At 62.8% G+C, this 12,157-nt stretch carries 10 protein-coding genes and 1 pseudogene; 7 read left to right on the top strand and 4 right to left on the bottom strand.

From position 1 onward, the window contains the following. Positions 1-493 (top strand): DUF5915 domain-containing protein (locus AB0O34_RS33985; RefSeq protein ID WP_363922597.1); only part of this gene is annotated, 493 nt, incomplete at its 5' end. Between the two features lie 134 nt (positions 494-627). Here AB0O34_RS33985 and AB0O34_RS33980 read toward each other — a convergent pair. The 4 genes from AB0O34_RS33980 to AB0O34_RS33965 form a co-directional block, all read right to left on the bottom strand. Then, positions 628-2,133 carry an alpha/beta fold hydrolase gene (locus tag AB0O34_RS33980; RefSeq protein ID WP_363922595.1) on the bottom strand — a complete coding sequence of 502 codons (1,506 nt, stop codon included), beginning with the start codon at positions 2,131-2,133 and terminating at the stop codon, positions 628-630. Between the two features lie 816 nt (positions 2,134-2,949). After that, positions 2,950-3,162 (bottom strand): DUF397 domain-containing protein, encoded by a 213-nt coding sequence (locus tag AB0O34_RS33975; protein ID WP_363922594.1) that lies wholly within the window; start codon positions 3,160-3,162, stop codon positions 2,950-2,952. Positions 3,163-3,178: 16 nt separating this feature from the next. Continuing rightward, positions 3,179-4,036 (bottom strand): helix-turn-helix transcriptional regulator, encoded by an 858-nt coding sequence (locus AB0O34_RS33970; RefSeq protein ID WP_363922592.1) that lies wholly within the window; start codon positions 4,034-4,036, stop codon positions 3,179-3,181. A gap of 441 nt (positions 4,037-4,477) precedes the next feature. Next, on the bottom strand, positions 4,478-4,618 hold the full coding sequence (locus tag AB0O34_RS33965; RefSeq protein ID WP_363922590.1) for a hypothetical protein: 141 nt from the start codon (positions 4,616-4,618) through the stop codon (positions 4,478-4,480). Positions 4,619-4,668: 50 nt separating this feature from the next. Here AB0O34_RS33965 and AB0O34_RS33960 point away from each other — a divergent pair, with 50 nt between their 5' ends. The 6 genes and pseudogenes from AB0O34_RS33960 (at position 4,669) to AB0O34_RS33935 (ending at position 11,930) form a co-directional block, all read left to right on the top strand. Then, positions 4,669-4,932, top strand: coding sequence for a hypothetical protein (locus AB0O34_RS33960; RefSeq protein WP_363922588.1), 264 nt, complete (start codon positions 4,669-4,671; stop codon positions 4,930-4,932). A gap of 194 nt (positions 4,933-5,126) precedes the next feature. Then, positions 5,127-5,480, top strand: a complete 354-nt coding sequence (locus tag AB0O34_RS33955) for a hypothetical protein (RefSeq protein WP_363922586.1) — start codon at positions 5,127-5,129, stop codon at positions 5,478-5,480. Between the two features lie 28 nt (positions 5,481-5,508). Further along, positions 5,509-6,243 carry an adenosylhomocysteinase gene (locus tag AB0O34_RS33950; RefSeq protein WP_363922584.1) on the top strand — a complete coding sequence of 245 codons (735 nt, stop codon included), beginning with the start codon at positions 5,509-5,511 and terminating at the stop codon, positions 6,241-6,243. A 3-nt stretch (positions 6,244-6,246) separates the two neighbouring features. Continuing rightward, the gene (locus AB0O34_RS33945; protein WP_363922582.1) at positions 6,247-6,789 is read left to right on the top strand and encodes an NUDIX domain-containing protein; all 543 of its coding nucleotides are present in this window, start codon (positions 6,247-6,249) and stop codon (positions 6,787-6,789) included. A gap of 443 nt (positions 6,790-7,232) precedes the next feature. Next, a pseudogene (locus AB0O34_RS33940) lies at positions 7,233-7,872 on the top strand (transposase family protein); the annotation flags it as partial. A 77-nt stretch (positions 7,873-7,949) separates the two neighbouring features. Beyond that, positions 7,950-11,930, top strand: a complete 3,981-nt coding sequence (locus tag AB0O34_RS33935; RefSeq protein ID WP_363922580.1) for a hypothetical protein — start codon at positions 7,950-7,952, stop codon at positions 11,928-11,930. The last annotated feature ends 227 nt before the right edge of the window (positions 11,931-12,157 follow it).

Genomic DNA, 12,157 nt, shown 5'->3' with positions numbered 1-12,157 from the left:
CACCAAGGACGTCGCGGCGGCCATCACGGCCGCCGACCCCGCGGCGCTGGCCGCCCAGGTCCGCGCGGGACGCACGGCCACGGTGGTCGTCGGCGGGTCCGAGGTCGATCTCGGGCCGGACGAGCTGATCGTCACCGAGCAGCCGAGGGCGGGCTGGGCCGTCGAGACGGGCGCCGTCGGCACGGGCACCGGCGAGACCGTCGCCCTCGACCTGACGGTCACGCCCGAGCTGATGCGTGCCGGCCTCATCCGCGAGGTCGTCCGCCTGGTCCAGGACGCCCGCAAGTCCAGCGGCCTTTCGATCACCGACCGGATCTCCCTGTGGTGGTCGGCCTCCGGCGACCTCGCCGAGGCGCTCCGGGCGGACGGTCAGCGGGTCGCCGACGAGGTCCTGGCGACCACCATGACCGAGGGCAGCCCGGCCGCCGACCTGCACGAGCACCGCGACGAGGACCTGGGCCTCACCTTCCACCTCACCCGCGCGGAAGCCTGACCGTCCCCGGCGGGCCACAGGACAGCTCCTGTGGCCCGCCATGGCCGGATCTCCACCGAGGGAACCGGCCTGTCGTACCGTCACCTCAGCCACCGGCCGGACCTCCACCCGGCGGTATCCGGTCGGCTCTGGCCTCACTTCATCTCGGCCACCGACCGGATCTCCACCGGGGGGATCCTGCGCAGGCACGTGCGGTCGCCGACCCGCCCCCTGCGGAAGAACTGCGTCTCCAGGGAGATCACGCAGGAGGAGGCCCGGTCCTCCTTCTCGGCGACGTGGCCGGTGCTCGGGACCTCGATCACCTGGGCGTCGCGGTACTGCTCGGCCGCCAGCAGCCCCTCCTCGGTCGGCGTGCTGAGGTCCAGCTCTCCCGACAGGACCAGCACCGGCACGTCGGGCAACCGCCCCGAACCGTACCGCGCCGGCGCCGCGCGGTCGGGCCAGCGGACGCAGAAGTCCCCGAGGTCGACGATCCCGCCGATCCACGCCTCCGGCCTGAACGGCCGGTAGTCGGCCGGGTCCAGCCGCGCCACCCGCGCGGCGTACTGCCTGAACCGCCCCCGCACCGGGGCGCTCCTGTCCCACAGCGCCGGGTAGTCGTTGCACGTCACCGTCACGTACATCGGCAGGCTGAACGTCCCGCCGCGCGCGGCCGACCCGCTGATGGGCCGTACCCGTTCCGACAGCGCCACAAGGGGTCCTACATCTCGCTGGACCGCCAGGCGCAGGGCCTCGGGCAGCCGGCCGTACAGTTCCACATGGCTGGAGGCGAGCTTGTACACGGTGCTGGCGAGCGCCGTGTCGTCCAGGACGCCTCCCGGGTAGCGGATCGGCCTTTCCTGCAGCCGCCGGGCCATGGTCTTCAGGTCGTCCATCACCGCGTCCCCGTCGCACGCGCCCCCCGACCGGCGGCACAGCAGGTGGACGGACCTGCGCATGGCCCGGGCCGCCGGGCCGCCCAGCATGTCGAAGTCCAGCGGGTACGCCGAGGACATCACGATCGAGCGCACGTGCCGGGGATGCCGCTCGGCGTAGACGGTCATCAGGTACGTGCCGTACGACTGGCCGAGCAGGTCGAGCCTGCCGATCCCAAGGTGCGCCCGCACGGCGTCGATGTCGTCAGCGGCGGCGGCCGTGGTGTAGTAGCGGCGCCGGGCGCCGATGTCCCGCGCGCAGGCGTGGACGGCCTCCAGCGCCAGCAGGCGGGAACCGGACAGGTCACTCCATCTCGCCGAGTCGCACCGCAACGGGCCCGACCCGCCGACCCCGCGCGGGTCGACCAGCAGCAGGTCATAGTTGTCGAGCAGGTGACGGTACTCCCTGGCATAGTCCCGGTGCCCGATCACCGCGACTCCGGGCCCGCCAGGGTTCGGCACGATCGTCCCCGCCGCGGGCCGCAAGGTGTCGTGCCTGCGCACCAGCGCGTACGCGACGGTCGTGCTGCCCGCCGAGGGACTGTCCCTGTCCAGCGGGACGCGCAGGCTCCCACAGGTCGCCCCCGCCGGGCAGGCCGACATCGCACCCGCCGCACCCGCGGCGTCGCGAGCGAGATCCGCACGGGCGGACACGGCCGCGCACGGGAGCGACAGGAGCAAGGCGGCGGCCGCGACACTCGCGGCGACGGATCTCAATGTGTGCATGATCCGATCCTCCGCCGCGATCGATCACCCAGTCCGATCTACCGACCCCGGCGATTCCCGGACGTACACCCCCTAGCCCGACGCACGACGAGAATCGCCCCAACGATCAGGATGACCCTCATCACCTTCGACCGGGCGTCGACCTGCTCGTCGCCGCCGGTGAGGGCGTGCGCTTCGACGCGAACAAGGGCACCCCCATGAAGGAGTGGCTCAGCCTCGACCCGGCCTCCGAACAGTCCTGGCCGCAACTCGCCCGCGAGTCCATGGAATTCGTCGTTGGCAGCCTTCGCCCAAAGGAGGTGACCATATAAAGCACCTTCGCGCCCTACATTCCAAGATTGACGAAGCCGTTCGCACTGCCTACGCGCTAGACGAGGAACGGGACCCTGCGATACGCACCCATGAGGCAAGCATTTCCGCTACCCCATTGCCATCGTGGCGGGAGATCGAGCTTGGCCATGGGTTCCACGAGACCCGCCAGGGTGTCCGATTCGCGATCAGCCCGGAGGCTCAGTCTCTAGTCCTGGACAAGCTGCTGGCACTCAACCACTACCGCCACCAGCAAGAACTGAGAGACGGCGTTCAGCGTCCCAAGAAGAAGTCGAACTCCAAGAGGGCAGTCGCAAGTCCTGCCAGCGCGAACTACGCAGAGGCGTCTGATCCAGACTCCCTCGCCCAGCTACGAAAAGGGAGTCCGAGCAGGAGGAAATTTTCGGTGACGGCCTGTTCCCGGCCGAAGGCGCGTTGTTCTGAGAACACGGCAAGAGGGCAGAAGAGCGGAGGCCCTGACGTACGGATCCCCGCTCTTCCTGCCGATCACGCAGTTGGCTGCAAATCGCCGGACTTCACGCCGCTGATAAAGGTGTGCCATCCACTGAGGCCGAGGGCCAGCACAGCACTACCAGGGTTCTTACTGTCCCGGACGGCGACCACACCGCCGATCGCAGCTACCTCAACACAAGCGCCGTTGGCTCCGCTTCGACGGCTCTTTCGCCAAACGGCGCGGGACAGATCGGGGGTCTCTGACATCCTGCGGTTCCTCTCGTTAGAAATCCGCTTTGAGCACGGCAGTCACCAGACCACGGGTGACCTTCGGGCTCGCGGCAACGGCCCGGAGGTGCTCAAATACCAGGCTATACCGCTGGATGTCGCTCTCGTTCTCCAGGAACAGATCGGCCGTCATGCCCTCGATGTAGATCACATCTTCGTTGCCCTCGCCGAACTGCATGAGGATGAAGCTGCCATGCATGCCCGCATGCGCACCATCACCGAAGGGCACCACCTGGAGCGTGATATTCGGCTCTTCGGACACGTCACAAAGCCGTTGTAGCTGGGCGCGCATCACCTCCCGACCACCCACCTGGCGGTGGAGTACCGCCTCGTCGATGACGGCCCAAAGGTGTAGTGGCTGGTCACCGGTGAGTGAAGCCTGTCGCCTCCGCCGCGCTTCGACCCTGGCCTCGACCTCCTCGGGGCTCGCCATCGGCGGCATGCAGCGGATGACGGCCCGAGCGTAGTCCTCCGTCTGCAGAAGCCCCGGTACGAACAGCGATTCGTAGTTGAGCAGCCTTCGGGCTTCCTGCTCGAAGCCGATATAAGCCGTGTACTGATCAGGTAGTGGCGGCTCGAAGGCGTGCAGCCAGCCCCGTTCGCCGGATTCCTTCAAGACCGCGAGAAGCTCGTCCCGTAGCGGGCCCTCAACGCCGTAGAGATCAAGAAGCGCCTTCAGAGTTCGCGCTTGGGGACGCGAGCGAGCGGCCTCGATTCGGTAGAGCGTTACGCCGTTGATGCCGGTGACTTCGGTGACCTCGTCCCTGGTCATGTTCGAAGCCGCTCGGAGCTTTCGCAATTGGGAGGCCAGACGCCGAAGCCGGACGGTGGGGGTGGCAACTCGACCTGACATGCGGGCCCTCTCTCTGCTGTGACTACACGCGCAGTCATTGCGTTTTCCTTGACTACAACCGAAAGTAGTCGTTAGATTACCCAACGTTGCGAGATGGCGCAGGCGAAGCCGAGGGTCGAGGGCATCGATTCCAGCGCCGCGCCGCCCTCCTGTCCAAGATCTCTCTCGATTGGGGCAGCACCGTGAACACAACGAGCGTCCGGGCGATGGAGCCACCCCCATGAGCCGCCTCGCGCTGGCGGCCCTCCCCGGCTCGGTACGCGCCGCCCGCCGGCACGTCCACGATCTCCTGCGGAAATGGGAGCTTCCCCACCTCATCGAGGCCGCCGAGCTGGTCGTGTCCGAGCTGAGCACCAACGCCGTCAAGGCGACGGGCCTCACCACCGACAGCCCCGGCTACGGCGAGCTGTCCAACGGCCTCAACGCCATTTGCGTCAGCCTCTACCTCGCCGGCGCACACGCCGTGATCGAGGTCTGGGACTCCAGCGACAAGCCCCACACCGCGAGGACGCCGACGCTGACGACGAGGGAGGACGCGGCCTCCTGCTGGTCGAGGCCTTCACCACCCAGTGGGGGTTCCACCGGCCCGAGACCGGCGGCAAGGTCGTCTGGGCGTGGATCCAGGTCGATCCATGCTGACCAGCACGGCATCCGTGACCGGTCCTGGAGGCTACGCCTTGAGATTCGACGCCGAGCTGTACCAGGTCGCCGACGCGCTCCAGCACGACAACCCCGGCTGGCTGATCATGGGGGCGACCTGGCGGCGAAAGTTCTGCGCCTTCTCCGGCTTGGTCCACACGACCTGCGTGATCGTCGAGTCCACCACCGCGGAACGGCTCGTCGTCCTCATGCGCCAAGTCGAAGCCGAGGCCCGAACCACATTGGCCTCTCCCTGACACGAGAAGCGCGAAACACCCATCCCGCATCGCCTGACCGACCATTTCGCACCTGCGGCGAAACGGCGACATCTCTGCCCAGAGCACCTCGTCCCCTCCGGCCGCACCCGGTTGCGGGTAGGTCTGCTCGTCCCCCGTGGACATGGACGCAAAGACGCCAGGCGTCGTCCCCCTCATTCCCGAGAAGGTGCCCTATGGAGTCATTCGAACGTGCCCGGCTTGATTCATACTTCGCCAAGATCATGACGCAGGTCGTACCCGGCGAGCGGCCGACCTGTTTCATGGTCACCCACCTCCTGCCTGAGCGCCCGAGCTTCGTACATGCGGTCTCCTCCCTCTCCCGGCTGCGCGCCGTGCTGCCCAAGCCGAAGTCGATCGACACCACGGCGCGACGCGAGGTCGAGCGTCTGATCCCCTGCGACGCTCTCTCCCGCGAACTGTTCGGGACACCGGAGGCGGCCCTGGAGTACTTCGAGTCACGCGCAGCCGGCGAGTATCTCGTACTCCTGCGGCGGCTATTTCGCGCCGTCCCTACCCGCGTTGTGTGAGCGGTTCTCCGGGTCCGTCCTCGGTGTGGTGGAGGACACCGAGAACGGGCACCGGCGCTACGCCCAGCTCGGCAAACCGCCCTGCCCGGTGGTCTCCGTCGCCCGGTCCCCGCTCAAGGACCCGGAAGACTTCCTGGTAGGACAGTCCGTGGTGTTCTCCACCGAGGCGCTCATGCGAGGCCGAGGGGACATCCCGCACGGCCGTCCGGCCCTGGTGATCGGCTTCGGCAAACTCGGCAGCTCCATCGCCCGGCTCCTGCATGCCAAGGGAGTGCAGGTCACCGTGCACGACATCGACCCTGTGCGACGTACGCAAGCACTCAGCCAGGGATTCGCCGTAGCCCGGGATCGCGAAGCGGCCCTGGCCGGAGCGGGACTCGTGCTGTGCGCCACGGGCGCGCTGTCGCTGCGGGGCGAGGACTTCCCCCACCTTCGCAACGGCGCGTACGTCGCCACCGTCACGAGCAGCGAAGACGAGCTCGAACTCGACGGCCTCCCCGAGGTGTACAGCCGAGCCGTCGCCGGCGAGCACATCACCCGATACCAGACCACCGGCCACTACTTCTATCTGCTCAACGAGGGCAACGCCGTCAACTTCCTGCACGGTGCCAGCGTGGGACCGTTCATCTACCTCGTACAGGCTGAGATACTCGCCGGAATCCAGATGCTCAGCCGCGGCGACCTCACCCCCGGCATGCACGAGGTCAGCGCGACCGACCGAGCCGCCATCGCGGCGACCTGGCTCAACTCATTCAACAGGTGATCCATGGCCATCACGGCACAGCACATCCGCGAGACCCTGACGGGCTACCTCGCCGCTCACCCGGACGAGGCGGCGGCACTCACCCCCGTCCTCGACCTCCTGGACGATGGGGCGGACATCGCGACCCGGAAGGAATTCCGGGGCCACGTCACCGCCGGAGTCATCCTGACCAACGACCGGGGACGCATCCTCCATGTCCACCACCGAGCTCTCGACACCTGGTTGCTTCCCGGCGGTCACCTGGAAGAGGTCGACGAGACCCTACTCGGAGCGGCGCTCCGGGAGCTTTCGGAGGAGACGGGCATCCCGGCCGAGGCCGTGATCCCCATGGGAGACGGACCGCTCCACGTCGACGCGCACCCCATCCCCGCCAACGACGCCAAGGGCGAACCAGAGCACCGGCACTTCGACTTCCGCTTCCTGTTCCGCACAACCACCGACATCACCGACCTGCAAACCGAAGAGGTCATCGCCGCCGCGTGGCGCCCCGCCGAAACCATCCTCGACCAGCGGCTACGCACACACCTACTCGCCGTACTGCGCTGACAACATCGCTCTCATACACGCATTCGAAGCCATGCAAGGCAGTGCAGGAAGGCGGAGAAGCTACACAGAAATCCCTTGATCGGCCTCTGAAGCGGGCGGATGATCGGCGCTCGCCGGAAGAGTCGCACCTCTCGGAGGGAGTACACGCATGAGACCGGGCTCGCCCGCGAAGAATTCCAACGCCCAAGCTGTCACGGCTCGCATTGCCACTGGCCGCTCGTTCCCCGGCTCGCGGTGAACATCATGGGACAGCTGCGTGAAACGATGTCGCAATGGATCAGAGTATTAACCATAACGGGCGACCGATCACTGAGCTCATTTCAACCTGATGGTGCAGGTCACGGGCTCGTTGCGGATCGTCGGTCTTGATCCAGAAGTAGAGAAGCCTCTGGTAGAAGGGTTGTCGACCAAGATCAACCATCACACCAGAGGCTTGTGTGCTGCTTCTGGTGTTGGTCCACCTGCGTAAAGGTGAGACATTCGCCGAGGTCGCAGCTGGATTCGGGGTCGGTACGGCCACCGCTTGGCGCTACGTCCGCGAGACCGTCGCCTTGCTGGCCGACCGCTCGCCCACCCTCGATCAGGCACTCCGTACGGCCAAGCGCGCCGGATACGCCTTCGTCGTGCTCGACGGCACTTTGATCGCCATCGACCGGGTCGCCGCCGATCGGCCGTATTACTCCGGCAAACACAAGAAGCACGGCATGAACATCCAGGTCATCGCCGCTCCGGACGGCACGCCTGTGTGGACCTCGGGCTCGCTTCCGGGCTCGGTACACGACCTGAAGGCGGCTCGGATCTGGGGCATGATCCGGCGCCTGGAGGCGGCCGGGCTGATCGCGCTTGCTGACAAGGCGTACGTCGGTGCAGGTCAAGGGGTGCTTGTGCCGTACAAGGGCAGGAACAAGCCGCAGTCACAAAAGACGGCCGACTCCGCCCACGCCAAGCTCCGCGGGGCCCGGAGAGCGTGCCAATGCCGTCCTGAAGAGCTGGCGCATTCTGCGGAAACTACGCTGCTGCCCTCTTCATGCAGGCCAGCTCGTCAAGGCGATCTTCGTGCTTCAGGCCCGGGAAGCACGTTCAGTACATGTAACACCGACCAAAACACACTTTTGTGCGATTGAGGCGCATCGCACAGACTTCTCCGATACGCTCTGATTGTGACTGATTACCGTCTCGACGGGCTGAACGCCCGCAGCTTCGAGCATCTCGTCCAGGCTCTATGCGTCAACGCTATGACAGGTACCGTTACCCCTTTCGGAGATGGGCCCGACGGTGGTAGGGAAGCGACGTTCGAGGGGCCGACGAGATATGGGGTCGGAGCGGATAAATGGGATGGTTACGGGGTTGTGCAAGCGAAATTCTTGCAGCGGCCGACCGATACGAGTACCAATAATAAATGGCTGCTCAAAGAATTGAGAGCGGAGCTAGCGAGATACAGGAAGCGCAACTCGAAACGAAAAATGGACTACTATATCGTTGCCACCAACATTGCGCTAACGCCGGTGGCAGATGTGGGGAGTAAGGACAAGGTTTTCGCTGAGCTACAGCAGTTTGCGAGGAAGTACGGGCTGAAGGGCGTTGATGTCTGGGACTACGACAAGATTCGCATTCTACTTGATAACAATGAAGACGTGCGGAGAGCCTATTCAGCTTGGACCACGCCAGGAGATGTACTGGCGGATCTTGCAGAGGCATTAAAGCCTCAGCGGTTAGATTTCCATCGGCTAATCGTGAACTTTTTACAGAAAGAAATGTTAGCCGATCAGTTCGCCAAACTCGAACAGGCCGGCCATTCAGCGGATGAGGCGATACCGCTCTCTCAGGTGTTTGTGGACGTTCCCGTTGCACTCGAGGCACACAGCGATCTCGTCGAGAATTCCACTGCTGGACAAAAGTCGCGCTACTTCGCAGATCTGATCATTCGCGAGGCATCCGTGCATTGCCGTGAAGACGGTTGGCGGATAGGCACAGAGTCTCCGCGTATAGTGCCTGGGCGGCACGTCCTGATCGGAGGCCCTGGCCAGGGGAAAACCACGGTCGGGCAGTACATCTGTCAGGTATTCCGGGCTGCGTTGCTTGCCGAGGTTCGTGTCTCTGCGGTGGACCAAGAATCCTTGACCATTGTCCGAGCAATTCAGCGACAATGGGACGACGGCGTGCTTGCCGTACCGGGAGCGCGTCGCATCCCATTTCGAGTGGTGCTAAGTGAGTTTGCTAAGAGTCTCGCCGATGGGCATACTTCGGGTCTCTTGGCCTATCTCACGGCCCTATTTAATGCTAGGACAAATGCAGACCTAAAGGTCTCCCAATTCGAGGCGTTATTGACTGCTTATCCAAGCATCCTAATCCTCGATGGGCTGGACGAAGTGCCGGCCTCGACCAACCGCAGCCAGGTGCTCAGTTCGGTCAAAGAGTTCTGGGCCGACATAGCCGCTTCAAAGATCACAACCTCGGGCATCGACATTCTGGTCGTTGCTACGAGCCGCCCCCAAGGGTACAACGAAGACTTCTCTCCGAAGTTCTACTCGCATCACTGGATGATCCCACTTTCGGCAGCCCAGGCGATCGAGTACGGTGGAAAGTTGGCCGAAGTTAGATTCAGCGGCGATACCGACCGTGTTGCAAAGGTCCAACGACGGATTCGGCGTGCCGCCGAGAACGACGCCACTGCTCGTCTAATGCGGAGCCCTCTTCAGGTCACTATCCTCACGCTGCTGCTGGACCGTATGGGCCAGCCGCCACAAGAACGCTGGCCTCTGTTCGACGAGTATTTCAAGCTGATCTATCAGCGGGAAATCGAGCGGGACATTCCCGCTGCCGCGATCCTGCGGGAGTACAAGTCCAACATCGTCACCGTACACCGGCAGGTGGGCCTGCTGCTTCAAGTAGAGGCTGAGAGGTCCGGTGGGACTGATGCAAGATTGACAGTTGAGCAGTTCAAAGAAGTCGTGAAGCACCACCTCAGAGATGAAGGGCATCAAGGTGAGACGCTCACCACTTTGACTAACTCCATTATCGAAGCTGCCGCAAACCGGCTGGTCTTCCTCGTCGGGCTTGAATCAGGTCAGGTCGGCTTCGAGATCCGCTCTCTCCAGGAGTTTATGGCAGCTGAAGGGTTGATGGCTGCTGGTGACACGACGACTCAGGACCGACTAAAAGCCGTCGCAGGTAACACCAACTGGCGTAACGTCTTCCTCTTCGCTGCCGGGAAGTGTTTCTTCGACCGGCAATATCTGCGCGACACTATCCACACAGTCTGTCACGAGCTTAACGAGGATCTAGATGATAAGACGGCACGGCTCACGCTGGCGGGCTCGGAACTGGCCCTCGATGTTCTAGAGGAGGGCTCAGCTCAGCGCCAGCCGCGTTGGAATCGTATGCTTACCCGAACTGCGCTGCGTCTGCTAGATGATACATCGAGCGATTGGCCTCAAAGGCTCGCTGAGATTTGGGTAAACGAGACGTCTGACGTGTTTATCTCGGAAATCTGCTCCAGAATTGAAAGAGGTGAGCCGACATCAGCCCAGAATGCCTGGCTATGCCTTGTCCACCTTGCGGTGCACTCTGGTTCCGTATTTACCGAACTACTTACGGATCTACTCGACGCCCGTCACATCGATGAAGGGCTATTCAAGGTTTTCCTCCAGCATGGCAATCCCGCCTCTCTTGCGTTAAACGAATTCCTAGGTCGTGTTGTGTTGCATTATCCAGCGGCTCTTTTCGTCAATTCCGTCATCCACTTCATTGCAGAAGACGAGAATGACGTACATCGGCGATGGGACAATCCCCATGTACCCGGCTGGCTCGAACCACTGACTGAGAAACTTCGTAAATCCCGATTTCTGCGCCAGGGGCAACCTCGGATTCAAGTTCGAAATAGCGAAACCCTGCTGCTGCGGGTGTCAGTCCCATCGGTCGAGGAGTCTCTCGAGATATCCCAGAAGCTCGACTCGTTCCCTGGAGGTGACCATGGATGGGCCAGTGTCAAGGCATGCTTCGACTTTCTGAAATCGCCAAACAAGGGGACCCTAGCCAATGCGCTCAAGGCGAGCGCAGGCGATCTCAGCGGTAATACCCGATACTGGCTTGCCTCGATGGCTCCTTGGCCTCTCCAAGAAGCCATGCTGGCCGCCCGAGATGCAAATCATTGCGAAGCACTGGCGAACGCTGCTATAAATGGACTTCTGGGCGATACAGAGGACTGGCTCGCCTGCGAGCTGAACTGGCTCGAGCGGGGAATATCTATAGATGAGATTACCGATGGGGATATCTTAGAGGCTGGCCTATCCGGCCGTAGCTGGCTTCCAGTCAGATGCATGGATAAGCAGGTTCGTGGAACCCCCAGTCATTTGCTTGACAGTCTCGTTGATGCTGTGTGTACCGCACCCGCAGGCGTTGGGCGCGATTTCATCGCCCAACTAGCTGGACGGATGATAATAGGTAATGAGTTAAAGGCGGCCCCTGATGCTGGTACTCGTGCTGGCTTCCTGGAGGCCGTAATTGACTCGTCTTGGATATTGGGTTTGAAATGTTTGCTAGCCCTTCTCCCTGATGGACTAGTCGAGGGGCATTGGAGGACGCGTCTCGTAAGCTCCATTCCGGGCATAAAGGCTGGGTTCTTTCTATTCCACGGCTCTTCACGCCTAGCTGAGGATATTCAGCAGGCTTGGCTTAGCAATCGGGATGCTAAAGAGCTGCTACTTATTCTGGCCCACCTGGGTGACCCATATGAACGCAATCCACAATTCATTCAAGAGATGGCGGCCTTAAATGTTTCTGGCGACTCTGACAGGATCAAATTTGCGCGGCTAGCGCTGTTGCTGCGGGGGTCTTATTGGGATGAGATGGTCGCGGATCAGGTGCGCGAATTAATTTTCAATGATACCGATACAATGGTGCAGTTGGTGCAAGCCGTTAACCAGAGCACAGGCTCGGTGAGCGAGGACGAAGCTGTCCTCTTGCACCTCCATGATATCGCCTTGATTTCCGGGGCACAGCTTGTGTACCTTAATCGCGCACTGCGAGAGCGGATGAGGGCTCGACAGAGCGCGCTTACGTCCGCCGCTTCCTGGACAAGGCTTGGCTTCTCGCCCGAACTTTCGCGGCTGATTGAACCCATTGCTGTCAAAATGGATTGATGGGCCAGGCGTCGATGTTGACCCCGCCCGCATTTCGCATCCAAAGGCAGGATCAATACAAGGCAGGAAGCAGATCACCTACTCACGTAGGTCGTTGCTGTAGGGTCCACGTAGGATAGGCCGCTGTGCAACGACTTGCCCTCTTCAATCTGGACAATACTTTCGTCGACCTCCACGGCCCCGGCGTGGAGTGAGTTCGATGTGGCATGAGGGGGTTCGGCCGGAGA

The sequence above is a fragment of the Sphaerisporangium sp. NPDC088356 genome, from assembly GCF_040685555.1.
Classification (GTDB): Bacteria; Actinomycetota; Actinomycetes; order Streptosporangiales; family Streptosporangiaceae; genus Sphaerisporangium.
This window is presented reverse-complemented; position numbering and strand designations above follow the sequence as displayed.

Coding starts and splice junctions, on each gene's coding strand:
- AB0O34_RS33980 (WP_363922595.1), bottom strand. CDS start 2,133: ATGCACACATTGAGATCCGTCGCCGCGAGTGTCGCGGCCGCCGCCTTG.
- AB0O34_RS33975 (WP_363922594.1), bottom strand. CDS start 3,162: ATGTCAGAGACCCCCGATCTGTCCCGCGCCGTTTGGCGAAAGAGCCGT.
- AB0O34_RS33970 (WP_363922592.1), bottom strand. CDS start 4,036: ATGTCAGGTCGAGTTGCCACCCCCACCGTCCGGCTTCGGCGTCTGGCC.
- AB0O34_RS33960 (WP_363922588.1), top strand. CDS start 4,669: ATGCTGACCAGCACGGCATCCGTGACCGGTCCTGGAGGCTACGCCTTG.
- AB0O34_RS33955 (WP_363922586.1), top strand. CDS start 5,127: ATGGAGTCATTCGAACGTGCCCGGCTTGATTCATACTTCGCCAAGATC.
- AB0O34_RS33945 (WP_363922582.1), top strand. CDS start 6,247: ATGGCCATCACGGCACAGCACATCCGCGAGACCCTGACGGGCTACCTC.